25 protein-coding genes are annotated in these 23,912 nt (G+C 61.3%); 10 read left to right on the top strand and 15 right to left on the bottom strand.

What is annotated here, in order from left to right; all coding sequences use genetic code 11:
- Positions 1-21 precede the first annotated feature (21 nt).
- Positions 22-474 (bottom strand): GNAT family N-acetyltransferase, encoded by a 453-nt coding sequence (locus tag G560_RS0112325; protein ID WP_028914050.1) that lies wholly within the window; start codon positions 472-474, stop codon positions 22-24.
- A 319-nt stretch (positions 475-793) separates the two neighbouring features.
- Between G560_RS0112325 and smc the strand changes: the two genes are divergently transcribed.
- Positions 794-4,249, top strand: a complete 3,456-nt coding sequence (smc, locus tag G560_RS0112315) for a chromosome segregation protein SMC (RefSeq protein WP_022704612.1) — start codon at positions 794-796, stop codon at positions 4,247-4,249.
- A gap of 212 nt (positions 4,250-4,461) precedes the next feature.
- Here smc and G560_RS0112310 read toward each other — a convergent pair whose 3' ends face one another.
- The 4 genes from G560_RS0112310 to G560_RS0112295 form a co-directional block, all read right to left on the bottom strand.
- Entirely contained in the window at positions 4,462-5,001 is a 540-nt protein-coding gene (locus G560_RS0112310; protein ID WP_022704611.1) for an MOSC domain-containing protein, read from the bottom strand.
- The gene (locus G560_RS0112305; protein WP_022704610.1) at positions 4,998-5,906 is read right to left on the bottom strand and encodes a glycosyltransferase family 2 protein; all 909 of its coding nucleotides are present in this window, start codon (positions 5,904-5,906) and stop codon (positions 4,998-5,000) included. Before G560_RS0112305 ends, G560_RS0112310 begins: the two co-directional genes overlap by 4 nt.
- A 70-nt stretch (positions 5,907-5,976) precedes the next feature.
- On the bottom strand, positions 5,977-6,885 hold the full coding sequence (gene cbiB, locus G560_RS0112300; RefSeq protein WP_022704609.1) for an adenosylcobinamide-phosphate synthase CbiB: 909 nt from the start codon (positions 6,883-6,885) through the stop codon (positions 5,977-5,979).
- On the bottom strand, positions 6,882-7,823 hold the full coding sequence (locus G560_RS0112295) for a threonine-phosphate decarboxylase (RefSeq protein WP_028914049.1): 942 nt from the start codon (positions 7,821-7,823) through the stop codon (positions 6,882-6,884). The genes cbiB and G560_RS0112295 overlap by 4 nt, the downstream gene beginning before the upstream one ends.
- Before the next feature lie 155 nt (positions 7,824-7,978).
- On the opposite strand from G560_RS0112295, the gene G560_RS0112290 reads away from it, so the two are divergent.
- A complete protein-coding gene (locus tag G560_RS0112290; protein WP_022704607.1) occupies positions 7,979-8,329 on the top strand; it encodes a hypothetical protein in 351 nt (116 codons plus the stop codon).
- A gap of 135 nt (positions 8,330-8,464) precedes the next feature.
- Here G560_RS0112290 and G560_RS0112285 read toward each other — a convergent pair whose 3' ends face one another.
- The 6 genes from G560_RS0112285 to def (G560_RS0112255) form a co-directional block, all read right to left on the bottom strand.
- Complete coding sequence (locus G560_RS0112285; RefSeq protein WP_022704606.1) at positions 8,465-8,704, bottom strand: GlsB/YeaQ/YmgE family stress response membrane protein; 240 nt, start codon at positions 8,702-8,704, stop codon at positions 8,465-8,467.
- 366 nt (positions 8,705-9,070) lie between these two features.
- Positions 9,071-9,271 (bottom strand): EVE domain-containing protein, encoded by a 201-nt coding sequence (locus tag G560_RS21370; RefSeq protein WP_022704604.1) that lies wholly within the window; start codon positions 9,269-9,271, stop codon positions 9,071-9,073.
- 55 nt (positions 9,272-9,326) lie between these two features.
- On the bottom strand, positions 9,327-10,223 hold the full coding sequence (gene fmt, locus G560_RS0112270) for a methionyl-tRNA formyltransferase (protein ID WP_022704603.1): 897 nt from the start codon (positions 10,221-10,223) through the stop codon (positions 9,327-9,329).
- A gap of 46 nt (positions 10,224-10,269) precedes the next feature.
- A complete protein-coding gene (def, locus tag G560_RS0112265; protein ID WP_022704602.1) occupies positions 10,270-10,764 on the bottom strand; it encodes a peptide deformylase in 495 nt (164 codons plus the stop codon).
- On the bottom strand, positions 10,761-11,243 hold the full coding sequence (def, locus tag G560_RS0112260; protein WP_022704601.1) for a peptide deformylase: 483 nt from the start codon (positions 11,241-11,243) through the stop codon (positions 10,761-10,763). Before def (G560_RS0112260) ends, def (G560_RS0112265) begins: the two co-directional genes overlap by 4 nt.
- Entirely contained in the window at positions 11,243-11,764 is a 522-nt protein-coding gene (def, locus tag G560_RS0112255; protein ID WP_028914048.1) for a peptide deformylase, read from the bottom strand. Before def (G560_RS0112255) ends, def (G560_RS0112260) begins: the two co-directional genes overlap by 1 nt.
- Positions 11,765-11,910: 146 nt before the next feature.
- Here def (G560_RS0112255) and G560_RS0112250 point away from each other — a divergent pair, with 146 nt between their 5' ends.
- Positions 11,911-13,083 carry a MalY/PatB family protein gene (locus tag G560_RS0112250; protein WP_022704599.1) on the top strand — a complete coding sequence of 391 codons (1,173 nt, stop codon included), beginning with the start codon at positions 11,911-11,913 and terminating at the stop codon, positions 13,081-13,083.
- Entirely contained in the window at positions 13,080-13,631 is a 552-nt protein-coding gene (locus G560_RS0112245) for a L,D-transpeptidase family protein (protein ID WP_022704598.1), read from the top strand. The genes G560_RS0112250 and G560_RS0112245 overlap by 4 nt, the downstream gene beginning before the upstream one ends.
- Positions 13,632-13,687: 56 nt before the next feature.
- Here the strand turns inward: G560_RS0112245 and G560_RS0112240 are convergent, their stop codons facing one another.
- A complete protein-coding gene (locus G560_RS0112240) occupies positions 13,688-14,668 on the bottom strand; it encodes an MBL fold metallo-hydrolase (protein WP_022704597.1) in 981 nt (326 codons plus the stop codon).
- 96 nt (positions 14,669-14,764) lie between these two features.
- Here G560_RS0112240 and aroA point away from each other — a divergent pair, with 96 nt between their 5' ends.
- Both aroA and G560_RS0112230 read left to right on the top strand, forming a co-directional pair.
- Positions 14,765-16,108: a 3-phosphoshikimate 1-carboxyvinyltransferase gene (aroA, locus tag G560_RS0112235; protein ID WP_022704596.1), complete on the top strand. Its 1,344-nt coding sequence runs from the start codon at positions 14,765-14,767 to the stop codon at positions 16,106-16,108.
- A 3-nt stretch (positions 16,109-16,111) separates the two neighbouring features.
- Positions 16,112-17,218 carry a cystathionine gamma-lyase gene (locus G560_RS0112230; protein WP_022704595.1) on the top strand — a complete coding sequence of 369 codons (1,107 nt, stop codon included), beginning with the start codon at positions 16,112-16,114 and terminating at the stop codon, positions 17,216-17,218.
- A 74-nt stretch (positions 17,219-17,292) separates the two neighbouring features.
- Here the strand turns inward: G560_RS0112230 and G560_RS20015 are convergent, their stop codons facing one another.
- Both G560_RS20015 and G560_RS21365 read right to left on the bottom strand, forming a co-directional pair.
- Complete coding sequence (locus G560_RS20015; protein WP_197082851.1) at positions 17,293-18,408, bottom strand: radical SAM protein; 1,116 nt, start codon at positions 18,406-18,408, stop codon at positions 17,293-17,295.
- The gene (locus tag G560_RS21365; protein ID WP_197082852.1) at positions 18,405-18,803 is read right to left on the bottom strand and encodes a cobalamin-dependent protein; all 399 of its coding nucleotides are present in this window, start codon (positions 18,801-18,803) and stop codon (positions 18,405-18,407) included. The genes G560_RS20015 and G560_RS21365 overlap by 4 nt, the downstream gene beginning before the upstream one ends.
- A gap of 75 nt (positions 18,804-18,878) precedes the next feature.
- On the opposite strand from G560_RS21365, the gene G560_RS0112220 reads away from it, so the two are divergent.
- The 3 genes from G560_RS0112220 to G560_RS0112210 all read left to right on the top strand — a co-directional run bounded on the left by G560_RS0112220 (position 18,879) and on the right by G560_RS0112210 (position 20,804).
- On the top strand, positions 18,879-19,466 hold the full coding sequence (locus G560_RS0112220) for a (d)CMP kinase (protein WP_022704594.1): 588 nt from the start codon (positions 18,879-18,881) through the stop codon (positions 19,464-19,466).
- Between the two features lie 60 nt (positions 19,467-19,526).
- Positions 19,527-20,051: a glutathione peroxidase gene (locus G560_RS0112215; RefSeq protein ID WP_022704593.1), complete on the top strand. Its 525-nt coding sequence runs from the start codon at positions 19,527-19,529 to the stop codon at positions 20,049-20,051.
- A gap of 120 nt (positions 20,052-20,171) precedes the next feature.
- Positions 20,172-20,804: an NAD(P)H-dependent oxidoreductase gene (locus tag G560_RS0112210; RefSeq protein WP_022704592.1), complete on the top strand. Its 633-nt coding sequence runs from the start codon at positions 20,172-20,174 to the stop codon at positions 20,802-20,804.
- Positions 20,805-20,917: 113 nt separating this feature from the next.
- Here G560_RS0112210 and G560_RS0112205 read toward each other — a convergent pair whose 3' ends face one another.
- Positions 20,918-21,775 (bottom strand): calcium-binding protein, encoded by an 858-nt coding sequence (locus G560_RS0112205; RefSeq protein ID WP_022704591.1) that lies wholly within the window; start codon positions 21,773-21,775, stop codon positions 20,918-20,920.
- Between the two features lie 307 nt (positions 21,776-22,082).
- On the opposite strand from G560_RS0112205, the gene rpsA reads away from it, so the two are divergent.
- Positions 22,083-23,765: a 30S ribosomal protein S1 gene (gene rpsA, locus G560_RS0112200; RefSeq protein WP_022704590.1), complete on the top strand. Its 1,683-nt coding sequence runs from the start codon at positions 22,083-22,085 to the stop codon at positions 23,763-23,765.
- The last annotated feature ends 147 nt before the right edge of the window (positions 23,766-23,912 follow it).

Here is a 23,912-nt window from a genome sequence, read left to right as displayed (position 1 = left end):
CTGTGACACCGCGTCGCAGAGTTAAAGCGTTTTGGTAAAGACCAAAGATGTCGGGCCAGCAAACCCCGGATGCGAGGTTGAGCCGTGTTGTTTGAAACCGAGCGCAAAGAAAATTGCGTGGTTTTCAACCAACTCGATCCGCGATTGCAGTTCGAGCGCGGGCAGACCTAATGCACGGGCGCGCGTTTCGGCCAGATCAATCAAGACATGGGCATAGCCTTTGCGCTGCCACATCGGGTCCACCGACAAGCGCCCCAAGTGCAGTGCGTTGGGTTTGGGCGTCAAAACCATACAGGCGCGGGCGGGCTGGCCAATGACCCAAATTTCACCGGAATGGGTGGCCAAGTCTTGCGCCGTCATTTTATGCAAGGAGGATGGCGGATCAATCCGCCCTTCCATCCCCGCAAATGCGCGTTTTATCAACGCAAACAGCGCATCCCAATCATAGGGGTCTTTGGGTTGAAACGGGGTCATTGCAGCTTCCATAATCGGCAAGACTTTCCGCGCAGTCCTACGTCCGGTCAAGTGCTTTTCGCAACCGAACCCTGTGGTGCGCGAATTAAAATCTAAATCCCAAGGGCCACACTTGTCAAAGCTCTGTGCGCGGCGGCATCGGCCGCCACGACGTGACCTTGGCCCCGATGCAGAGGATTTTCCAACCCATCGGCGCGATATTGCCAAGATGTTGTGGATAAGCCGGCTGTCGCCGCAGGATGCTGAGGGTTAACGGGTTGACACATTCCGTGATGGGGCGGACCATCGCTGACCTTACAGAATCAATGGTGCCAAGACTTTGCGTTTCAACCGCCTTCGCCTGAATGGCTTTAAAAGCTTTGTCGACCCTACGGATTTGATTATCCATGAGGGGCTGACAGGTGTGGTTGGTCCCAATGGTTGCGGCAAGTCCAATCTGCTGGAAGCGCTGCGCTGGGTGATGGGCGAAAACCGCCCCACGGCGATGCGCGGCGGCGGGATGGAGGATGTGATTTTCGCGGGCACCTCCAGCCGCCCCGCCCGCAATTTTGCCGAAGTGGCGTTGGTGATCGACAACCAAGACCGGCTTGCGCCGTCTGGGTTTAATGAGGCGGACCAGATTGAAATCACCCGCCGTATCACGCGCGATGCGGGGTCGGCCTATAAGGCGAATACCCGCGATGTGCGGGCCCGCGATATTCAGATGCTGTTTGCCGATGCGTCGACGGGATCCCATTCGCCCGCGCTGGTGCGCCAAGGGCAGATCGCCGAGCTGATCAACGCCAAGCCAAAAGCGCGGCGGCGGATTTTGGAAGAGGCTGCGGGGATTTCCGGCCTGTACCAGCGCCGGCATGAGGCGGAGTTGCGGCTGACCGCGACCGAGACGAACTTGTCTCGGGTTGATGATGTGTTGGAGGCGCTGGCGTCACAGCTTGGCACGCTTGCGCGTCAGGCCCGCCAAGCCGCACGGTACCGCGAAATCGGTACGGAATTGCGCCGATCGGAAGGGATGCTGTTGTTCCGCCGCTGGCGCGAGGCGGATATTGCCGTGCATGAGGCGGAAAACCTGCTGCGGGAGCGTTTGGTGCAGGCGGGCAAGGCCGAAACCTTGTCGCGGGTGGCCCAAGAGGCGCGGGCCTTGGCCGAGGAAGGCCTGCCACCCAAGCGTGAAGAGGAGGCGATTGCCGGGGCGATTTTGCAGCGCCTGACCGTGCAGCGCGACACGCTGAATGATGCGGAAACCCGCGCTTTGCAAATGATTGAAACGCTGCGCGGTCGTATTGACCAGCTGTCGCGTGATATGGAGCGGGAGTCAGGCCTGAACCGCGATGCGCAAGACACGATTGAGCGGTTGGATTGGGAGGCCGAGCAATTGGCCCGCGCCGCGGATGGCCATGATGACAAGCTGCGCGAAGCGTCAGAGGCTGCGCGGGAGGCGGGTGCTTTGCTGACCGAGCGTGAAGGCGGCATGTCGGATATGACCGAGGATGTCGCCCGCCTTGCTGCGCGCCACCAATCGGCAGGCCGTTTGCTGGCCGATACGCAAAGCACGGTCGACAAGGCCGAGGCGCAGACCGCGCGGGCCAAGGACGCCTCGGTCGAGGCCTTAGAATTTGAGGCCCGCACCGCCGAGGCGTTCGAGGCGGCCGAGGTCGCGCAAGAGGAGGCCTTGGCAATGGCCGAAGCCACCGAGGAGGCGCTGCTGAGTGCCGAAGAGGCCCGCGCCGAGGTGCAAACGCGTGAGGCGGATGCCCGCGCCATGCGATCCGAGGCCGAAGGTGAAGCGAACGCTTTGCGCGCCGAAGTGGCGGCGCTGGGGCGGTTGGTGGAGCGAGAGTCTGCGGCGGGTTCGCAAGTGCTGGATCAGTGCAGCGTAGAACCGGGGTATGAGGCGGCTTTGGGCGCGGCCCTTGCCGATGATTTGCGTGCCCCTGCCGTGGGTGGCGATGCGGTTTCGGGCTGGGCGGCTTTGCCCGATTATGATGAAAACGCGGCCTTGCCAGCAGGTGCCGCGCCGCTGGGCAAATGGGTGCAGGTGCCCGCCGTTTTGCGCCGCCGGATTGGGCAAATCGGGTTCGTTGATCGCGCGCAGGGGGCGGCGTTGCAACCTGCTTTGCGCCCCGGTCAGCGTTTGGTCAGCCTTGAGGGTGATTTGTGGCGCTGGGACGGGTTTCGCGCGGGGGCCGATGATGCGCCGTCAGCCGCGGCGCTGCGGTTAAAGCAGTTGAACCGTTTGGTGCAATTGAAGCGCGATTTGGAAGATGTGGGCGCGCGTGCCGATGGGGCAAGATTGGCGCATGAGGCGTTGCAAACCCGTCTGGCCGACCTTGCCCGCGCCGACCAAATGGCCCGCGATGCCCGCCGCGCCGCCGATGCCCGCGTGACCGAGGCGAACCGCGCGCTGGCGCGGGCCGAGGCGGACAGGTCGATTGCGGGCGGTAAGCTCGAGGCTGCGCGTCTGGCCGTGACTCGGTATGAGACCGAAGCGACCGAGGCGCGGGCGGGCTTGCGTGATGCCAAGAACGCGGTTGCGGCGTTGCCGGATTTGGAGGCCGCGCGGGCCACGGTGGAGGCGTTGAAAACGACCGTGGAGGCGGCGCGGATCACGATGATGACGCGCCGATCGGCCCATGATGAATTGCGCCGTGAAGGCGAGGCGCGGTTGAAGCGGCGGCAGGAGGTGACCAAGGAAACCTCTGGCTGGAAGCACCGTTTGGAGACGGCGGAAAAGCGCAATCAGGAGTTGGCTGAGCGCAAGGTGCAGACCGAGGAAGAGCTGGAAGACGCCCAAGCCGCGCCCGAAGAAATCGCCATCCAGCGTGAAGAGCTGGCCGATGCGATGGGCGCCGCCGAGGCGCGGCGGGCGGTGGCGGCGGATGCGCTGGTTTCGGCCGAGGCGGCGCTGCGTGAGGCGACGTTGAACGAGCGCGAAGCCGAGCGGTTGGCAGGCGAGGCCCGCGAGGCCCGCGCGCGGACCGAGGCGCGGCACGAGGCGGCCGTGGAGGCGCGCGAGGCGGCGGCTGTTCGGATCCGTGAGGAGGCGGAATGTGCGCCTGCCCAGCTGTTGGAAAGCTTGGCTGCCGATCCCGACAAGATGCCCGATGTCGAGCATTTGGAGAATGAGGTCAGCCGGTTGAAACGGCAACGCGAGGCCTTGGGCGCGGTGAACCTGCGGGCCGAGGAAGATGCGAAATCAGTGCAGGAAGAGCATGACAATCTTGCCGCTGAAAAGACTGATCTGGAAGAGGCGATCAAGAAGTTGCGGGCCGGCATTGCGGGGCTGAACCGCGAGGGGCGTGAGCGCCTTTTGACCGCGTTCGAGCAGGTCAATAATTCCTTTGGCACCTTGTTCACCCATCTGTTTGGCGGCGGCGAGGCGCGGCTGGTTTTGGTGGAATCGGATGATCCGCTGGAGGCAGGTTTGGAGATTATGTGCCAGCCACCCGGCAAGAAATTGGCGGTGTTGAGCCTGCTGTCGGGGGGCGAGCAGACCCTGACCGCGATGGCACTGATTTTTGCGGTTTTCCTTGCCAATCCGGCCCCGATTTGTGTGCTGGATGAGGTGGACGCGCCGCTGGATGATGCCAATGTGACGCGGTTTTGTGACTTGTTGGATGAGATGACACGGCGGACCGAAACGCGGTTTTTGATCATCACCCACCATGCCGTCACGATGGCCAGAATGGACCGTTTGTTCGGGGTCACGATGGCCGAGCAAGGCGTGAGCCAGCTGGTCAGTGTGGACCTGAAACGGGCCGAGGCAATGGTGGCCTGATTGGCCTGTGCGCGGGTTTGTCCGCGCGCGGTCATTTTTGTAAGCTATTGTTTTTGCAAAGCTCCGCGATTTTTGTTTACCAAATCTTAATGCGTCCTCACGGGTCCAAGCGGTGATTGCGGGCGCGTTCTGGGGCGTGTTCCCGTGCCATCCGAGGGCGGGAGATGGATATTTAGGAACAGAAAAAGGTGGGGCCCATATTCTGGGGCAGGTTAGAGTTTGCGCAGGGGGTCGCCGGGGCGAAGGGTGCCGTCTTGTTCCACTGCGCAGAGGACGCCGCGCAGGCGCAAGGTTGGGTGGTTGGTGATCCAGTTTTTGGCGTCTGCGCCGTAGCGCGCTTTCCATTTGACGCAGCCTTCGTTGAAGAGGTTTGAGACGCGCAGGATGGCGGTGCCAGCCTGAAGCCGCGTGCCATCGGGCAGGTTCTCAAGGCTGGTATCAAGATCGGCGATGAAGGTGTCGCCGGGGTGGGGGGTGGTTTGTCGGTTGGTCCAGATCAGATTCAGGACGCGCAGGGGCAGGATAGAGACTTGGATATTCGGGTCGGGGTCGCCATTGGGCAAGCGCAGCCACGGGTCGGTTTGCCAGCGGTCGCCGGTGATGCCGTGGGCGCGGGTTAAGTGCAGCGTTTCGGGGAAGCTGCGTTCGTTGCGGGCGGGGCGCAGGCACAGGCTGTGGATGGTGGTGTCGGTTTTGGGGGCGGCGCGGACGTGGGGCATTGCTGCCGCAAGTTCGGCGGAGGTTACGGTCATTGCAGGCCCATATCTGCAATCGTTTGGCGCAGGTTGAGGGTGGCGGTGAGAAGGGCGTTTTCGGCGCGGAGTTTATGTAGCGTGTCGGGCGTGGCGGTTTGGGTGCCTACGTAAAAAGCGTCGATTTCGGTATCGGAGGCGGCGATGAGCCAGTCTTGGAGCGCGGGGTTGTATTGATAGGCGCCGCGTGTGAGGCGAAAGTGCAGTCGGTCGCGCCAGCGGGCGGGGTCTTGGGCATGGAAATGCAGCAGGGCGATGTTGGGGTGAAACTCGCCGCCCGGTACGCGGGTGCCTGCGCGGAATGCGCCGTGCAGGCGGGGTTCAAACCGCGACAGGCCGGTGCGGAAAAAGCATTTTCCGGCGGAGTGGGATAGGACGCCGCTGGTGAGCAGGGGGGCGTAGGGGCCGAAGGCGCGGCTGCGGGCGGCCTCGTTTCGTTGGCCGTTTAATGCGGCGCGAAACTGGGTGGCGGTGAAGATGTCATCGGGGAGGGACGGGTCGTGCAGCGCCTCATACGGGGCCATGCGGAGCATGGATTGGTCGGGGGGGAGGGCGGCGAGGGCTGTGGGGATGTCTGTGTTTGGCAGGATGTATTCGTCGACGTCGATATGGGCGATCCACGGCAGCGCCTCGGTTTGATAGACCCGCTGCATGTTGCGGCCCTGGCGGTTTTGGTGGCGTTCGGGGCGTTTGCCGATCAGGCCCATCCAATAGGCATGGCTGCACAGGGTTGTGGTGATTTGCGGGTGGGTGAAGTGGTTGGCCGCCGGATCATCGGGGTCATCGAAATGCAGCCAGATATGGGCGGCGCCGAGGTTCAGGTGATAGGCGGCGAAGGCTTGGACCTGTTCCAAGGGTGCCTTTACCGTGGTGCAGATGCCCCATTGTGGGGTAGTGTGGAGCATGGGTTGGGGGCCTGCTGTTTGGGGTGGTGTGACGCCAGACTAGCAGGGTGCGCGGGCGTGGCAACGGGGTTTAAATGCTGGCGATGATCGCTACCGCCAGCAGCATCAGCGCCCATGAGCGCCACAGGGCGTTGCAGGCGGAGTCGATTTGCGTGGGGCCGGGGGTGCGGGTGCCTGCGGGCCAGACCCAAGGGAAATCTTGCATTTTGCCATCATAGCTTCGCGGACCCGACAGGGCGGTGTTGAGGACGACTGCCATTGCCGCCTCGGGCCAGCCTGCATTGGGCGAGCGGTGGAGCGGGGCGTCGCGCAGGATGGGTGCAGGGTCGAATTGCAGGTGGCTGATCGCGATGAGGGCGGCGGTGAGGCGGGCGGGGGCGAGGTTGAGGAGGTCATCAAAGCGGGCGGCGGCCCAGCCGAATTGTTCGTATTTCGGGGTGCGGTGGCCGATCATGCTGTCAGCCGTGTTGGTGATTTTATAGAGCATGAGGCCCGGCAGCCCGAGGAGCAGAAACCAGAAGGCGGGGGCGATGACGCCGTCCGAGAGGTTCTCGGCGGCGCTTTCGATCGCCGCGCGGGAGATGGCGGGGGCGTTGAGGGTGGCAGTGTCGCGGCCCACGATCATCGCGACGCTGCGGCGACCTGCGGGGACGGACATGCGCAGGGCATCGGCCACGGCGCGGACATGTTGGACAAGGGATTTTTGGGCGAGGAGAATCGCGGCGGCGATGATTTCCAAGAGGCCGAAATCGGGGATAGCGGCGATGAGCCAGCCCAAGACCCATGCGCCAAGGGCGAGGAGGGTCATGGCGAGGATGCCCATTTGTTTGCGGGCGGGGCCGTGGTTTAGGTGTTTGTCCATAAAGCCCACGGCGCGGCCCATCAGGACGGCGGGGTGGGGGAAACGGTCCCACAGCCATTTGGGTTCGCCCAAGGCGGCATCAAGGAGGAGGGCGGGGAGGAGGAGGGTCGCGCTCATGCCGCTAGGGCCTGTTGCAGGCGGGCCCAATGGTCGGGCGTGCCGGGCAGGCCGAGGCGGAGCCAGCGGGTAGAGTAGGGGAAGATGCGGGTCCAGATATGCGCGCGGGCGAGGCGGGTTTGCAGGGCCGCCGCATCGGTGGTGTCGTAAAGGCGAAAGAGGGTGGTGCCGCCGACCACGGGCAGGTTTAGCATGGCGTCGAGGCGGGCGGCATCGGCTGCAAGGCGGGTGCGGGTTTGGGTGGCCCAAGCGGGGTCGTTGAGCGCGCGGGTGCCGATTTCCAGCGCGGGGCCAGAGACGGCCCAAGGGCCGATGCTGTGCGCAAGTTTGGCGATAAGGGTAGGGTCGCCGATGGCAAAGCCAAGGCGCAGACCCGCGAGGCCCCAGAATTTACCGAAGCTTTTCAGGATGATGGTGTTGGGGCGGATGGCGTGTTCGATCAGGGTGGCGTTTGGGGTGACGTCACAAAAGCTTTCATCAATGATGGTGGTTTGGGTCAGGTCACTGGCCTGCCAAAGCCGCCCGTCGGGGTTGTTGGGGTGCACGATGACGCGGGTTTGGGCGTCGTCGTCGCTGGTCCAGCCTTGGGCCGCAAAGGCGCGGGCGTGTTCGTTGTAGGTGGGCGCGGGAATGTGGACGGGGCCGGGGAGCGCGATAGTGGGCATGCGGGCGATCAAGGCGCTGGCACCGGGGGCGGGCAGGACGGCGGCGGCATCGGGGATGGTCCAGAAGCAGCGGGCGGCGGTTTCGAGGCGCGCAAAAGCGCCCGTGTCGGGCAGGGCATTCCACGCGTCAGCAGGCAGGTCGCCCAGCGGATAGGGGATGGGGTTGATGCCGGTCGACAGGTCGATCCAACCAGCGCGAGTGCCGCCGAATTGGGCGATTGCGGCGTCAATCCCGCCACCGTGGTCAGGCTTTTGGTCTGCTGCGTCGATCATGGTGCCCTCGATTTCTGACGCCCAGAAACCTGATTTTGCGGCCAAGAGCAACGTGGCTTTTCTGCCGCGCGGGGAGGAATGTGAAAAACTGTCACCGCGGTGTCTTGATTTTAACCCATTTTGCCGCAGACTGAGGGTTAACGAAAGGACACATCATGCTGGAATTTCTGCCGCAAGAGATACGGGACGGGCTGGCCGCCGCAAAAAAACGTGATTTAAAGCGGAAATCGCGGTTGCGGGTGCAGTTGGGCGAGGCGGTTTTTCCGATTCTGCGGATGTGGGACGACGGGATTGCGCTGGATGCTGACCGCACGCCGCATTTGCGCGGGTTGATTGATGTCTATGACGGGGCGAACCAGATTTTTCAGTGTTTGATCATTGCGTCGACGGTTGAGAATGGTGAGCTGATCTGTGAGTTCAAGCGGTCTACGGCGGTGACAGACACGCCTGCGCTGGATTTCTGGCGCGATGAAAACGCGCCGGTGGGGTATTTGACCAAGCAATAGGGGCGCTTTACGGGCGAACCCTAGCCTGAAGCGTTTCGAGTCAAGCCTGAGCCAAATGACGCCACGGGACATCAAGATTTGGGCGGGTTATGTGATGCGCTGCGTTTCGAGGTAACGCCGAAATGCTGTCACGCCTTATCTTTGCTTGTAGCGCTGCCAAAGCCAGAGCAAGAGAACAGCGCCCAAAATTGCGCCGACAAACATGGCGACAGCCCCAGTTACGGCGACAAGGACACGCAAGATAAGCCAACCCACCACCGCGCCGACCACGCCGATGGCGATGGTGGTCGGCACATCTGCCTGAACGCGCATAAAGCGGGTGGCGAGAAAGCCTGCGGCGGCACCGATGATGACGATAAGCAAAATCATGGGCATGGGGCGGTCCTTATATAGCGTTTGCCAAGTGTAGCAGGGACTGCGGGTTTTGCGATAGGGCAATCCGGCGGTTTCAAAATGAAACGCTATGCGTGCGCGTCTTTGGTCATCGCCGCAAGGATGGTGACGAAATCGGTGGCCGAGATTTGCACCAGCCCGAAGCGGAAAACATAGCCCCAGTTGCGCAGCCCGCGGGTCAGGTCAAGGTGTTCGAGCAGTGGGCGGATGGGGGCGATGGCAGAGGGGGGCCAGCGACATCAAGGCGGAAGGGCGTAAAACCTGCGCCCATGTCGTGCTGATAAGGGGGCGGTCAAGGGCGGTGCCGATGGTGCTAAAATTTTACAATCCGTCCTTGCCGCCCATCGTTTAGGCGGGGGAATAGGAGATCACGGCACGGCCCGGTTTGATCCGCCGCAAGGGGCTGCCCTTGTCGTGGCAAACCTGCATAAAACCCTGCGCGCGCCCGATGGCCACGTGATCGGCCGAAGCAACGCCGATCCAGCGGTGTGTCGCGGTTGTTTCTGCGGGCGTGGTGGAGGGGCTTGGCCAGAGCTTTCCTTGTGTCATGCTGTGATCCTTTGCGGTTGGCCGCGGGACAGCAGGGTCGTGCTGACAGATCCTGTCAGGAGAGCGTTGCGGGTATGGTGAAGCCGCGCAGGATGTCGGTGGCATCGGCGGGGCGCTTGCCCTCACGTTGCGCTTGCAGGATTTCAACCGCTCCTGTGCCGCAGGCGATGGTAAAGCCGCCGAGGGTTTGGCCCGGTGCGCCTGTGCCCGTAGCGAGACGAGAGCGCAGCAGTTTTACGCGCTCGCCCGCGATGTCGCACCACGCGCCGGGAAAGGGCGAGAGGCCGCGGATTTGGCGGTCGATGGTGGTGGCGGGTTGGGTCCAGTCGATGCGCGCCTCTGCCTTGTCGATTTTTGTGGCGTAGGTGACGCCCTGTTCTGGCTGGGGTTCGGGGGTGAGAGTGGGGAACTGGTCGAGGGCTTGGAGGATGAGGTCAGCGCCCATTTTGGACAGGCGGTCGTGTAGGTCGGCGGTGGTTTCCTCTGCGCCGATGGCAGTCTCGCTGCGCAGCAAAACGGGGCCGGTGTCCAAACCTGCCTCCATCTGCATGATGCAGATACCCGTTGCAGCATCGCCTGCCAGAATGGCGCGGTGGATGGGGGCGGCACCGCGCCAACGGGGCAGGAGCGAGGCGTGGATGTTAAGACATCCATGCTGCGGTGCAGAGAGAATATTTTGCGGCAATATCAAGCCATAAGCGACGACGACAGCGATATCGGCGTTATGCGCGGCAAAGGCGGATGCTGCGGAATTGCTGCGCAGCGAAACGGGGGTGTGGACGGGGAGGTTTAGGGCCAGCGCGCGGGTGTGGACGGGCGAGGGGCGGTCCTTTTTGCCGCGACCGGCGGGGCGAGGTGGTTGGGAATAGACCGCGACGATATCGTGTTTCGCGGCCAAGGCATCAAGGATCGGGACCGAGAAGTCGGGGGTTCCCATGAAGATCACGCGCATCGGGTTTTCCTTTGGGGTTTGGGGGTAGGGTGGGTGCAACCCACCGTTATTGGGATTTGCGCGCCTTGCGCAGCAGCATATCGCGTTTCATTTTGCTTAAGCTGTCAAAGAACATTTTGCCGTTCAGGTGGTCGATTTGGTGTTGCACCGAGGTGGCCCAGAGATTCACGAAATCACGGTCCTCGGTCACGCCATCGGCGTTCAGATAGCGCACGGTCACGGCACGGGGGCGGGTGATTTTGGCGTGGACGCCGGGGAGATTCGGGCTCGCCTCGTCATGGTCCCTTGGTTGGGCGGAGGCGTGGAGAATTTCGGGGTTGGCCATCAAGATCGCGCGGCCACGTTCGGTGGAACAATCGACCACGGCAAGGCGCAGCATGACGCCGATTTGCGGGGCGGCGAGGCCGTAGCCGGGCATTGCCTCCATCGTGTCGACCATATCTTGCCAAATTGCGCAGATGTCATCGGTGATTTCGGCCACGGGGGTGGCGGCGGTTTGCAGGCGTTTGTCGGGCCAAGGGATGCAGCGGCGGGCGGTCAATGGATTGGCTCCGGTTCTGGTTCAGGAAGGTCGGGGTAGTCGATGCACAAAATGCCGTCGAGGTGGTCGCGTTCGTGTTGGACGCAGGCGGCGGCGAAGCCTTCAAAGAACCCTTCGCAGGCGCGGCCTGCGAGGTCTTGCCATGCCAGTTGCACCACGGCGGGGCGGGCAATGCGGACGGGGTGGCCGGGGATGGATAGGCAGCCTTCGCCATTTATGGCGGTGCCTGTGGCGTTGCGGATGACGGGGTTTATGAAGATCAGGGGGCTGGGGCGACCTTCTTTCCAGCCCGTGTCCATCACGAAAATGCGCTGCATTGCGCCCACCTGCGGGCCTGCGAGGCCACGACCGGGGGCTGCGTACATGGTTTCCAGCATATCGTCGGCAAGGTGTTTCAAGGCGGCGTCAAACTGGGTGACGGGGGCGCAGGTTTGGCGCAAACGCGGGTCGGGCAGGTGCAGGATGGGGAGCAGGGCCATTAAGCGTTTCGCGCCAATTCGCGTTTCAGCTTTTCCATTTTGCGGGTGATCATCTGGCGTTTCAGGGGGCCAAGGTAATCGATAAACAGCTTGCCGTTGAGGTGGTCGATTTCGTGCTGAACGCAGGTGGCCCAAAGGCCTTCGAACTCTTCCTCGGTGGTTTTGCCATCAAGGCCCAGCCATTCCACGCGCACCTTTGCGGGGCGCGTCACCTCGGCGTATTGATCGGGGATGGACAGGCAGCCTTCGTCATAGATCGACGTGTCCTCGGATGACCACGTGACCACGGGGTTAAGCATGACCATCGGGCGCGGGGATTTGGCGGGGTCTTTGACGCAATCCATCACCAAAAGGCGGGTCATCGCACCGACCTGCGGCGCGGCCAGACCGATGCCGGGGGCGTCGTACATGGTGGCCAGCATATCCTCGGCCAATTGGCCAATATCGGTTGTTACCGCGTCCACGGGGGCGCAGGTTTTTTTGAGGCGTGGGTCGGGGTGGATCAAAATGGGGCGTATCATGGGCGTTGATGTAAGGGATGTGGCGGTTTCGTGCAATCCTGTGTGGCGGCGTTTTTTGCGGCCAGCGGATTGTATGGGGCACATTGCGGGGCTGGAACGGGGCGTAAGGCGCGGCTAGGGTGGGGGAAATAGCGAGAGGGTGAGCGATGAATTTTGATGAAGAGATTGACCGCGTTGGCACGCATTCGGTGAAATGGGATGCGATGGAGAGCCTTTACGGGGTGTCGCCTGCGGATGGGATTTCGATGTGGGTGGCGGATATGGATTTCCGCCCGCCGGCCTGCGTGCAAGCCGCGTTGGAGCAGATGACGGCGCATGGGATTTACGGGTATTTTGGCGATGACAGCGCCTATTTGGGCGCGATCCAGTGGTGGATGAAGAACCGCCACGGCTGGGATGTGGAGAAGGCGTCAATTTTCACCACGCATGGGTTGGTGAATGGCACGGGGCTGTGCGTGCAGGCGTTTACCCAGCCCGGTGACGGGGTGGTGTTGATGACGCCGGTGTATCATGCGTTTGCGCGGGTGATTGCGGCGGCGGGGCGGCGGGTTGTGGAGTGTCAGTTGCCTGTGGTTGCGGGGCGGCATGTGATGGATTTTGACGCGTGGGATGCCCAGATGACGGGGGGCGAGCGGATGCTGATTTTGTGTTCGCCGCATAACCCCGGCGGGCAGGTTTGGAGCGTGGAGGAGTTGCGCGGCGTGGCCGCGTTTGCGCGGCGGCATGATTTGATCGTGGTGTCGGATGAGATTCACCATGATTTGGTATTTGCGGGGGCCAAGCATACGGTGATGCCATTGGCCGCGCCCGAGATTATGGACCGTTTGGTGATGATGACCGCGACGACCAAGACGTTCAACATTGCAGGCAGCCATATTGGCAATGTGATCATTCCCGATGCGGGTTTGCGGGCCAAGTTTGCGGGGGTGATGAATGGTTTGGGGATTTCGCCAAACTCATTCGGGTTGTTCATGGCGACGGCGGCCTATAGCGCCGAAGGTGCCGTTTGGTTGGATGCGCTGATGGATTATTTGGCCGAGAATAAGCGGGTGTTTGACGAAGGGGTTGCGGCCATTCCGGGGCTGAAGTCGATGCCGTTGGAGGCGACGTATCTGGCCTGGGTGGATTTTTCGGGCACGGGGATGGGACGGGCCGAGTTTACCGACCGCGTGCAAAAGGGGGCGCGGATTGCGGCGAACCACGGGCCGAGTTTTGGTAAGGGCGGCGAGGATTGGATGCGGTTCAACATCGCCACGCCGCGCGCGCGGGTGGTGGAGGCTGTGGCGCGGTTGAAGGCGGCGTTTTCCGATTTGCAATGAGGTGGTCGCCGCTGAAACCTTTGGCGGGCGTGTTTTCGGCATTGGTGCTGTTGGTGGTGATTGCCGCCGTGGCCGTGCTGATCGTGATGCGCCCGCCTGCGCCTGTTGTGGTTTTGCCGCCGCTTACGGGCGCGGTGGAGCGGATTGTGGTGCAAAAGGCGGCGCGGCGGATGATGCTGTTTCAAGGCGGCGCGGTGGTGCGCGAGTACCGGATCGCGCTGGGGTTTGCGCCTTTGGGCACCAAGGAACGGCAAGGCGATGGGCGTACGCCGGAAGGCAATTTCAAGATTGATCGGCGCAATGCGGGGAGTGCGTATCACCTGTCATTGGGGATAAATTACCCACGGCCCGAGGATGTGGCGCGGGCGGCGAAGAGTGGGTATGATCCCGGTGGCGACATCTTTTTTCACGGGCAGCCCAATGCCTTGCCGGATGGGGCGGTGTTGCCGGGGGATTGGACGGCGGGGTGTATGGCGCTGACCGATGCGGAAATGCGCGAGATTTGGGATTTTGTGCCGATTGGGACGGATGTTCTGATTTTACCGTGACGGGTTTGGGTGACGCGCTTTTAGGTATTTGGACCAAGATGAAATGCAGGGTGGTCCTAGAGTTCGGGGATGGCCCATGTGTCTGCCGGAGCCATGGGGCGGAAGCGGGCGCTGGGGATTTTGTGTTTTTCCAAGGCGGCGGTCAGGGCGGTTAGGGGCGCGTCGCGGGATTCGTTTGTGAGTTGGAAGGTGCCCCAGTGGTGGCCGATGCCATGGGCGGCACCGGAGAGGGCAAAGCCCATCGCCGCCTCGTCGGGGTTTTGGTGTTGGTCGCGCATGAACCAGCGCGGCTCATACGCGCCGATGGGCAGGATGGCGGCGCGCAGTTTGCCGTGGCGGGCGGGCAGGTCGCGGTAGGGGCGGCCGTGGTCAAAGCCTGTGTCGCCGATATGCAGGATTTTGCCCTTTGGCCCGTCGATAACGAAGGCGGCCCAGAGTGCCATCGACCGATCGCGGGTGCCACGGGCGGACCAGTGGTGGCAGGGTTCGAAATGTACGTTCAAGGGACCGTGTTGCGCCATTTGCCCCCAATCGCCGCGCGTGATTTTGGCCTGCGGAATGGCGGCATGGATGATCGCGTCATTGCCCAAGGGGGTGATGATATGGGGGGCGTGGGTTTGGTGCAGGCGCGCAAGGGTATCAATATCGAGGTGGTCGTAGTGGTTGTGGCTGAGCAGCACGATGTCAATTTTGGGCAGGGCGTTGAAGTCGACCCCCGGGGCGGTGGTGCGTTTGGGGCCGGCAAAGGCCACGGGGCTGGCGCGGTCGGACCAGACCGGATCGGTCAGGATATTCAGGCCGGCGGTTTGGATAAGCAAGGTGGCGTGACCGATCATGGTGACGGTCATATCGGCCACGCGCGGGGCGGGCATGCGCGGGGTGACGGCCACCGTATCGGGCCATTCGGCCGGATTGCTGCCCAGTTTCCATTTCAGCAGGTCGCCAAAGCCGCGCGGTTGGCTGCCGCCCGGGTTGAAAAAGCGTTTGCCATCAAAATGGTCGCTGGCGGGGCCGTTGTGATAGGGCTTTGATATCATGGCAGGTTAATTAGAGCGTTGCAGGTTGGATGCAAGGGGCCATGGACGCCCCGTTTTGCTTGCGCTATCACAGCGTTAAGTTTTGAGGAGAACGCTATGTCCGGCCACGGTATTGCCCAAGTTATGACCGCCACAAAGTCTGGCCCCTTAAGCGGGCGGGCCGAAGTGCCGGGGGATAAGTCGATCAGCCACCGTGCGCTGATTTTTGGGGCGATGGCGGTGGGGGAAACCAAGATCACCGGATTGCTGGAGGGGCAGGATGTGTTGGATACGGCATCGGCCATGCGGGCATTCGGGGCCGAGGTGGTGCAGCATGGGGCAGGGGCGTGGTCGGTGCATGGGGTTGGTGTTGGCGGGTTTCGTGAGCCCGATGCCGTGATTGATTGCGGCAATTCCGGCACGGGTGTGCGGCTGATCATGGGCTGTATGGCGACGACTGCGATGACGGCGACGTTTACGGGTGACGCATCGTTGCGCAAGCGGCCGATGGGGCGGGTGACGGACCCGCTGTCGCTGTTTGGCACGCAGGCCTATGGGCGTAAGGGCGGGCGGTTGCCGATGACGGTTGTGGGGGCGGCGAACCCCGTGCCGGTGCGCTATGCGCTTCCGGTGGCGAGTGCGCAGGTGAAATCGGCGGTTTTGTTGGCGGGGTTGAATGCGCCGGGGCAGACGGTGGTGATTGAACGCGAGCCCACGCGCGACCATTCCGAGCGGATGTTGGTGGGGTTTGGCGCTGAGTTGGTGGTGGAGCGGACCAGTGAGGGGAATGTGATCACCCTGACCGGCCAGCCCGAGCTGCGGCCGCAGGTGGTGGCGGTGCCGCGCGATCCATCCTCGGCCGCGTTTCCGGTGTGTGCGGCGCTGATTGTCGAAGGGTCGGATATTTTCGTGCCCGGTGTCAGCCAGAACCTGACGCGCAACGGGATTTACATCACCTTGGTCGAGATGGGTGCGGATATTACATTCGAGAACCCGCGTGAGGAAGGCGGCGAGCCAGTTGCCGATTTGCGCGTGCGGTTTTCGGAGTTGCGCGGCATTGAGGTGCCGCCGGAACGTGCGCCGTCGATGATTGATGAATACCCTGTGTTGGCCGTTGTCGCGGCCAATGCGGTGGGGCGCACGGTGATGCGCGGCGTCAAGGAATTGCGGGTCAAGGAATCGGACCGGATTGATGCGATGGCGCGGGGGCTTGAGGCCTGCGGCGTGCGGGTTGAGGAGGACGAGGACACGCTGATCGTGCATGGAATGGGGGCGGGCGGCGTGCCCGGCGGGGCCACTTGTGCCACCCATATCGACCACCGGATTGCGATGGCGTTTATGGTGGCGGGGATGGCCAGCCAAAAACCGATCACGATTGATGATGCGAGCCCGATTGCCACGTCCTTCCCGCTGTTCGAGGGGTTGATGACGGGGTTGGGTGCCAAGCTGACGAAAGGGTAAGTCATGGATATGCAAGGAAAAGAACGCTTTGCCAAACTGCTGCATCACCGGGCTGCGGGGATTGCCAAGGGCGAGGCTGTGGCCCCGCCGATTGTGTCGGCGACGACCTATCATCTGCCCGAGGTCGACGGGGCGAGCCATGTCTATGGCCGTATGTCGATGCCCACGTGGGACGCGGTAGAGACGCAGCTGGGGATATTGGAGGACGCGCCGTGTGTGGCGTTTCCATCGGGGATGGCAGCGATTTCGGCTGTGCTGATGGCGGTGCTGACGGACCGTAAGCGGCTGATCATTCCGGCGGACGGGTATTATGTGACGCGGGTGTTTTCGGCGGAGTACTTGGCCGCGTATGGGGTTGAGGTGATTGAGGTGCCCACCGCCGATATCGTGACGGCGGATGTTTCGGGCGGGGCGGTGGTGTTTATTGAAACGCCGTCGAACCCCGGTTTGGATTGCTGCGATATTGCGTTGATCGCGCAGCGGGTGCGGACGGCGGGGGGATTGCTGATCGTGGACAACACGACGATGACGCCCTTGTTGCAGCGCCCGTTGGATTTGGGTGCGGATGTGGTGGTGGCCGCCGATACCAAGGCACCCGGCGGTCATTCGGACATTCTGTTTGGCCATGTGGCGACGCGCGATGCGGAACTGGCTGCACGGGTGCGGCAATGGCGCAAGCTGTCGGGCGCTGTGCCGGGCGCGTTTGAAGCGTGGTTGTTGCACCGCGGGATCGAGACGCTGGAGGTGCGGCTGGAACGGATGTGTGCCAGCGCACAGGTGATTGCGGAACGGTTGGCCGTGCATCCTCGGGTCGCAAATGTCCGGTTTCCAGGGCTGGTGGATGATCCGTCACACGCGATTGCCAAGCGGCAGATGGCGGGGTTCGGGTTCCTGATTGGGTTTGAATTGCCGAGTGCCGAGGCGGCGGAGGCGTTTCTTTCGGCCTGTCCCTATATCACCCAGACCACCAGTTTTGGTGGCACCCATACGGCAGGCGAGCGGCGCGCGCGTTGGGGCGACCCTGTGGCGGACGGGTTTATCCGGCTGTCTGTGGGGGTGGAGCCTGTGGAGCCGTTGTGGGAGGCGATTGCGGCGGCGCTGGAAAGCTGACCCAATCCAAACCGCATTCTTTTCGGCACAAATATCCCACGGGGGTCTGGGGGTGTGAAACCCCCAGCTGTCGGTCAGGTCCGCGTTGCGGCTGAAGTTGCGGCTGAAACGGATCGGGCCAGCGCGTTCTCGGGCAGTTGATCGCCGCCCCAGAATTGCGCAACGGTTTGCCCCGGTTTGGCGCGAAAGCGCAGGGCGTCGCGCCATTCGCGCAGCCAGACGCCACGGCCCATGGCCGTGTACCAGCGCTGGGCGTGGCGGATATCGGGATCGGGGTGGCGCCACATCCGCCAGAGCGCGCGGGGACGCAGTTGCAGCGTCGCCTCGATCAGTTTGACCCACAAAAAGACGCGCCATGCAGGTACATGCGGGGTTTCCAGCACCTGATGCTTGTAATCCCACAGCCGCAAGTCGGTTTGCACCACGCGGCGATGGGCGGATTGGCCATGAAACGGGGTCCAGCGGTGCGGGGTGGCATAGACCGACATCACCTGATCGGGATCATAGCGTAGAAGGTGGCGCAAAAGTCGCCAGTAATCGCGGTCGGTTTCTTCCTCGAACCCGACGGCAAAGGTGCAGAGGCCGATCATGCCATGATCGCGCAGCAAGGTGATGGCTTGGGCGTCCTTGGCGCGGGTGCCGCCTTTTTTGAGGGTGGTCAGCGTGGCCTCATCCGTACCCTCTAACCCCAAAAGGAAGCGCAAGCAGCCCGCTTGTTTATAGAGCGACAGCAGGTCGGCATCGCGGACGATATCATCGGCGCGGGTGGAGCCGACGATCAACACTTTGACGTTCTCGGCCACCAGCGCTTGCAAAAACGCCGTCCATGCACGGCGTGAGGAGGTGGGGTTTTCATCGGCGAGGTTGATCAGTTCCACCCCTTCGTCGCGCACCAATCGGGCGATTTCGGCGGCGAATTTCACGGGGTCGCGGTGTCGCCATTTGGTCCAGAACCCGCGCTGGCCGCAATAGGTACACAGATGCGGGCAGCCGCGTGAAAACTGCATGACAACGGCGCGCTTGCCGCCCCAATAGCTGTAATCGCGGTGGTCGATCAGCTCCCACCCTGTTCGGACAGAGTCCAGATCGGCCAGCATGGGGGCGGGGTGGGTGGCGGTTGGGATGCCGTCACAGCGGTAGGCGATGCCTGCAGTTTGGGCCACGTCACCTGTGCCAAGGGCGGCGATCAAGGCGGGGGGGTTGTAACCTCGCCTTCACCGCGCACGATGTAGTCGATTTGTGGCGCCTCCCCCAGCACATCTTGCCAGTGATAGCTGGGATAGACGCCGCCATAGATGATTTTGACCTGCGGATAGGCTGCGCGGATCATCGCGGTCAATTCCAAAACAACCGGATGGGCCGAGGTAGAACCGGAATGCCCGATCAGCACGGCTTCAGCATTGCCGATCTGTGCGATGATCTCGGGCAGGGGCATGGGGGCAATATCGGCATTGATCAGCCGGACCTCGTGGCCTGCGTCGATCAAGGGGCCACCAATGGCCAGCAGGCCAAGCGGGGGCAGCAATTCGCCCGGAACGCGGCTGCCGATGGCGCGATGTGGTGGGTTGATCAGGACAATGCGCACGGGTTACTCCGGTGACAAACCAGTCGTTGCAGGGTAAAGCAAGGGCGCGCGAAGGCAAGCTTTGAGAGGTCCGACATGAAGTTTACAGTTGCCATTGATGGGCCGGCGGCGGCGGGCAAGGGGACCATCAGCCGTGCTGTGGCTGGGCGGTTTGGGTTTGCGCATCTGGATACGGGGCTTTTGTATCGCGCGGTCGGGATGAAGGGGGGCGATCCGGTTTTGGCTGCACGCGGGTTGACGGCGGCGGATTTGGCGCGTGAGGATTTGCGGTCGTTGGAAGCGGGGCAAGCGGCCAGCAAGGTTGCGGTTTTGCCGGATGTGCGAGCGGCCTTGGTTGCGTTTCAGCGCGCATTTGCGCGGCGGGACGGTGGCGCGGTTTTGGACGGGCGCGATATTGGCACGGTAATTTGCCCTGAGGCCGAGGTGAAGCTGTTTGTCACCGCCAGCGCCGAGATCCGCGCGCGCAGGCGGTGGTTGGAGCTGGAGGGTGAAGCGTTCGAGGATGTTTTGGCCCAAGTGCGCGAACGTGACGACCGCGACATGAACCGCGCCGATGCGCCGATGCGGGCGGCCGAGGATGCGGTGGTTTTGGACACATCCGAAATGAGCGTCGAGGCGGCGATTGCGCAGGCGCTGGCTTTGGTGGCGGCCAAGCTGGGATAAAGGTTTTTTGAAACCAAACGGGCGGGTCCTGCGTATAATTAGTATAAGCAGGAGGATGCTATGAAAACGACCGCTATTGCCTTTGGACTTGCCGTGGCCTTTGCCACCGCGGCGCTTGCCGCGCCGCCTGCCGATCCGTTCCAGTCGATTGACGGGGGCGATGTGTCGTTGGCCGATTTTGCGGGGCAGCCGGTGTTACTGGTTAATACCGCGTCACAATGCGGGTTCACGGGGCAGTATGAGGGGTTGCAGGCGCTGTATGACACCTACCGCGCGCAGGGGTTGGTGGTGTTGGCGGTGCCGTCGGATGACTTTAACCAAGAGCTTGCGACAGCGGCCGATGTGAAAGAATTTTGCACGATCAATTACAACATCACCTTGCCGATGACCGATATCACCCATGTGAAGGGGTCGCAGGCGCATCCGGTTTACAAGTGGTTGCGCGATGAGGCGCAGTTTGTGCCGCGCTGGAATTTCAACAAGGTGCTGATTGGCCGCGATGGCGCGATTGTTGCGACTTGGGGGTCGAATGCGCGGCCCATGTCGCCGGAGATCGTTGGCGCGGTCGAGGTGGCGTTGAAATAGAGTTACGCGATTTTCGCACAGACGCTTTGCGTTTTGGTGCCTTTGCCTTGGGCTGGCCTGCGCCTATTTGGGGTGGGTAGCGGTAACATGCCAATGATTTGGCGCAATTAGGAATCTTATATGCTGAACGAACGCTTGAACTGGCGCTATGCCACCAAGAAAATGGACCCGTCGAAAACCGTGCCGCAGGACAAGTTGGACCGGATTTTAGAGGCCGTGCGGCTTGCGCCCACATCCAGCGGGTTGCAGCCGTTTGAGGTGATTGTGGTGAAAAACGCGGCAATCCGTGAAAAGCTGAAAGAAGCAGGTTTCGGTCAGACCCAGATCACCGACAGCACGGCGGTCTTGGTTTTTGCGGCTTGGGATAACTATACCGACGCACGGATTGATGGCGTTTTGGCGCTGACAGAAAAGGTGCGTGGCGGGGCGTCTGAGACGCTGACAGGTTATTACGACCGTCTGAAGGCGTCTTATGTGCCGCGTGATGCGGATACGAACTTTGAGCATGCGGCGCGTCAGGCCTATATCGGGCTTGGCCTTGCCATGACCGCAGCGGCGTTTGAAGAGGTGGACGCCACCCCAATGGAAGGGTTTGATCCCGCGCAATTTGACGAGATTTTGGGACTGCGCGCGCGCGGTTTGAAAACGGTTGCGATTTTGCCTGTGGGTTACCGCGCCGAAGAAGGTGACTGGTTGAAGGGGGCGCCAAAGGTGCGCCGTCCGATGAATGAGTTCGTGACTGTGGTTGAGTAAGGACTAAGGTTTAAAACACACGGCCTGACCATTTGGGCCGTGTGTTTGTGATGATAAGTGGCGTTACTCTCGCAGAGCGACATAAGGCGCTCCTATATTTCAGGCGGGGTTGGTCAGACGCCAACAAGCTGAATTTCGTCGAGGGTGAAGGCTGCATTGCTGATGATCGTTATGGTCGCCATCGCTTGGGTTGCAACGAGAGTTTCGGCAAAGGTCAAAGTGATCTGCGACGTGAAGGACCCATTCTCCTCGGTCTGATCCAACTCTACCACTATGTCCCTGTCGGCTGTTGCGTCGTTTCTTTCGATTTCGATGCGGATGCTGTCTTCATCAGGATTAAAGTCGTTGATACGCGCGACCGATGTTGACAGGCTGTTGCTGCTTTCCTGACTGTTTTGCAGATCGAGAATAACGTTGAAATCGTCCGACCCGTTTCCACCCAGAATGATTGCGCCGCCACGATCAAAAGTGTTTACACCGGCATCTGCGAAAACGTCGATCTGGTCATCCCCGTCGCCGCCGTCGATCCTGGCCACAGAATCGTTCAACTCCACATCGCTGTTGAAGATCAGGTGATCATCGCCTGCGCCGCCGTACAAATTGGTGGCATCAATGCCTGTTAGCGTGTCATTGCCTGCATCACCGTTTAGCGTGTTCCCGACAGTTGTGCTGGAGAGCGTGTCGTCGCCATCGCCGCCGTTTACGGTGATGTCAAAGGGAAGGTCGATCACTGCGGTGTCATCGCCACCAAGCAGGTTGACGGTTTCTGGAGCCAAGTCCTCATCTTGCCCGGCGGCAAGGGTGTCATTACCTTCGGTGCCCTCAAGGGTTTCGGACCCGTCAAAGGTAAGGTTCTCTGCGGTTTCTTCGGTTTGGGGCGCGCTGTCACTCGTGTCATCTTTACCAAAAAGGTCGAATGTGATCGCCCCGAGAAAGGCCGTGCCAAAAAGAGCAAGAAACAAGAATGACATAGCAAACCCCCAAAACAGTACAGAAAAATATAGGTGGCGAAAATCTATAGGAGTCAACTGCGATTTCCGCTGTGCTAGCCTGTTCGCGATGGCAAAACTGCACAAAGCCGCTGTGCCGCCAGCTGTTGTTGGCTGCGTCTTTCCCTTGCCAGCAAGGGGTAATAGGGCTATAGCCCGCCCATCCTAAGGGGGATTCTGTCTGCGTGCCGTATTCCGGCGCGCTTTTGGTTTTCCTTAAAGCGCAACCCAAAGACCGGCGGAGACAACCGCATGGCCAGTGAAAACGACGAAAAGGAAACTGATTTTAATGGCTACTATGAACACTATGGAAGAATTCGAAGCGCTTTTGGCAGAAAGCCTCGAAATTGACACGCCCCAAGAGGGTTCTGTTGTCAAAGGCAAGGTTATCGCAATTGAAGCGGGCCAGGCCATCATCGACGTCGGCTATAAGATGGAAGGCCGCGTTGATCTGAAAGAATTTGCTGAAATCGGCGGCGAGGCCGAAATTAAAGTTGGCGACGAAGTTGAAGTGTTCCTCGACCGTGTGGAAAACGCACGTGGCGAAGCACAGATTTCGCGCGAAAAAGCCAAGCGCGAAGAAGCCTGGGACCGTCTTGAGCGTGCATACGCAGACGAATCCCGTGTTGATGGCGCGATCTTTGGCCGTGTCAAAGGCGGCTTTACGGTTGATCTGGGCGGCGCTGTTGCGTTCCTTCCGGGTTCCCAAGTTGACGTGCGCCCTGTGCGCGACGCAGGCCCGTTGATGGGTATGAAGCAGCCGTTCCAGATTTTGAAAATGGACCGTCGTCGTGGCAACATCGTTGTATCGCGTCGCGCAATTTTGGAAGAATCGCGTGCGGAACAGCGTGCCGAAGTTATCGGCAACCTGACCGAAGGCCAGACTGTTGACGGCGTTGTGAAAAACATCACCGAATACGGTGCGTTCGTTGATCTGGGCGGCGTTGACGGCTTGCTGCACGTCACCGACATGGCATGGCGCCGTGTGAACCACCCATCCGAGATTTTGACAATCGGCGAAACCGTTAAGGTTCAGGTTATCAAGATCAACAAAGAGACACACCGCATCAGCCTTGGCATGAAGCAGTTGCAGTCGGACCCATGGGATGCGGTTGAAGTGCAGTACGCACTTGGCACAATCCACAAGGGCCGCGTTACCAACATCACCGATTACGGCGCATTTGTAGAGCTGGAAGCCGGTGTTGAAGGTCTGGTTCACGTGTCTGAAATGTCTTGGACCAAAAAGAACGTACATCCCGGCAAGATCGTTTCCACGAGCCAGGAAGTCGAAGTTATGGTTCTGGAAATCGACAGCGCCAAGCGCCGTGTATCGCTTGGCCTGAAGCAGACCCAGCGTAACCCATGGGAAGTGTTTGCAGAAACCCACCCCGTTGGTACGAACATCGAAGGCGAAGTTAAGAACATCACCGAATTCGGTCTGTTCGTTGGCCTTGATAACGACATCGACGGCATGGTTCACCTGTCCGACTTGTCATGGGACCAGCGCGGCGAAGATGCGATTGCCAACTACCGCAAGGGCGACACGGTTCAGGCCGCTGTTACCGAAGTGGACGTTGAAAAAGAGCGTATTTCGTTGTCGGTCAAAGCCCTTGGCGAAGACACCTTCACCGATGCGGTTGATGGCGTAAAGCGCGGCTCTATCATCACGGTTGAAGTGACCGCGATTGAAGAAGGCGGCGTGGAAGTGGATTACAACGGCCAGAAGTCGTTCATCCGCCGTTCCGACCTGTCGCGTGACCGTGCCGACCAGCGCCCAGAGCGTTTCGGCGTGGGCGACAAGATCGACGTGCGCGTCACCAATGTCGACGCAAAGACCCGCCGCATGGGTCTGTCGATCAAGGCACGTGAGATCGCAGAAGAGAAAGAAGCTGTGGAACAGTACGGATCATCCGATTCGGGCGCGTCCCTTGGCGACATTCTGGGTGCGGCGCTGAAAGGCGACAAAAACTGATCTAGGGGACTGTTGTTCCTGAATCACCCATTTGGGGCCCTGCTGAAAGGCAGGGCCCCTTGTTTTTGTGCGTTAATGCACGGAGTTACTTGGATTTCCTGTTTGTCAGGGCCGGATTTTTCCCTATAGTCAGGGAATAAAAATGTC

The organism is Pseudorhodobacter ferrugineus DSM 5888, from assembly GCF_000420745.1.
Lineage (GTDB): Bacteria > Pseudomonadota > Alphaproteobacteria > Rhodobacterales > Rhodobacteraceae > Pseudorhodobacter > Pseudorhodobacter ferrugineus.
The sequence above is the reverse complement of the archived record's forward strand: the minus strand, read 5'-3'. Positions and strand labels throughout refer to the sequence as shown.

Bases quoted from the DNA above. Each gene is read 5' to 3' on its own strand.
- G560_RS0112210 (WP_022704592.1), top strand. From the start codon at position 20,172: ATGCTGAACGAACGCTTGAACTGGCGCTATGCCACCAAGAAAATGGAC.
- def (WP_022704601.1), bottom strand. From the start codon at position 11,243: ATGGCCCTGCTCCCCATCCTGCACCTGCCCGACCCGCGTTTGCGCCAA.
- G560_RS0112205 (WP_022704591.1), bottom strand. From the start codon at position 21,775: ATGTCATTCTTGTTTCTTGCTCTTTTTGGCACGGCCTTTCTCGGGGCG.
- aroA (WP_022704596.1), top strand. From the start codon at position 14,765: ATGTCCGGCCACGGTATTGCCCAAGTTATGACCGCCACAAAGTCTGGC.
- cbiB (WP_022704609.1), bottom strand. From the start codon at position 6,885: ATGAGCGCGACCCTCCTCCTCCCCGCCCTCCTCCTTGATGCCGCCTTG.
- G560_RS0112230 (WP_022704595.1), top strand. From the start codon at position 16,112: ATGGATATGCAAGGAAAAGAACGCTTTGCCAAACTGCTGCATCACCGG.
- G560_RS0112245 (WP_022704598.1), top strand. From the start codon at position 13,080: ATGAGGTGGTCGCCGCTGAAACCTTTGGCGGGCGTGTTTTCGGCATTG.
- G560_RS0112310 (WP_022704611.1), bottom strand. From the start codon at position 5,001: ATGACCGTAACCTCCGCCGAACTTGCGGCAGCAATGCCCCACGTCCGC.
- G560_RS0112240 (WP_022704597.1), bottom strand. From the start codon at position 14,668: ATGATATCAAAGCCCTATCACAACGGCCCCGCCAGCGACCATTTTGAT.
- G560_RS0112325 (WP_028914050.1), bottom strand. From the start codon at position 474: ATGACCCCGTTTCAACCCAAAGACCCCTATGATTGGGATGCGCTGTTT.
- def (WP_028914048.1), bottom strand. From the start codon at position 11,764: ATGATACGCCCCATTTTGATCCACCCCGACCCACGCCTCAAAAAAACC.
- G560_RS0112220 (WP_022704594.1), top strand. From the start codon at position 18,879: ATGAAGTTTACAGTTGCCATTGATGGGCCGGCGGCGGCGGGCAAGGGG.
- fmt (WP_022704603.1), bottom strand. From the start codon at position 10,223: ATGCGCGTGATCTTCATGGGAACCCCCGACTTCTCGGTCCCGATCCTT.
- G560_RS0112305 (WP_022704610.1), bottom strand. From the start codon at position 5,906: ATGCTCCACACTACCCCACAATGGGGCATCTGCACCACGGTAAAGGCA.
- G560_RS0112215 (WP_022704593.1), top strand. From the start codon at position 19,527: ATGAAAACGACCGCTATTGCCTTTGGACTTGCCGTGGCCTTTGCCACC.
- rpsA (WP_022704590.1), top strand. From the start codon at position 22,083: ATGGCTACTATGAACACTATGGAAGAATTCGAAGCGCTTTTGGCAGAA.
- G560_RS0112295 (WP_028914049.1), bottom strand. From the start codon at position 7,823: ATGATCGACGCAGCAGACCAAAAGCCTGACCACGGTGGCGGGATTGAC.
- G560_RS21370 (WP_022704604.1), bottom strand. From the start codon at position 9,271: ATGACACAAGGAAAGCTCTGGCCAAGCCCCTCCACCACGCCCGCAGAA.
- G560_RS0112290 (WP_022704607.1), top strand. From the start codon at position 7,979: ATGCTGGAATTTCTGCCGCAAGAGATACGGGACGGGCTGGCCGCCGCA.
- G560_RS0112250 (WP_022704599.1), top strand. From the start codon at position 11,911: ATGAATTTTGATGAAGAGATTGACCGCGTTGGCACGCATTCGGTGAAA.
- G560_RS0112285 (WP_022704606.1), bottom strand. From the start codon at position 8,704: ATGCCCATGATTTTGCTTATCGTCATCATCGGTGCCGCCGCAGGCTTT.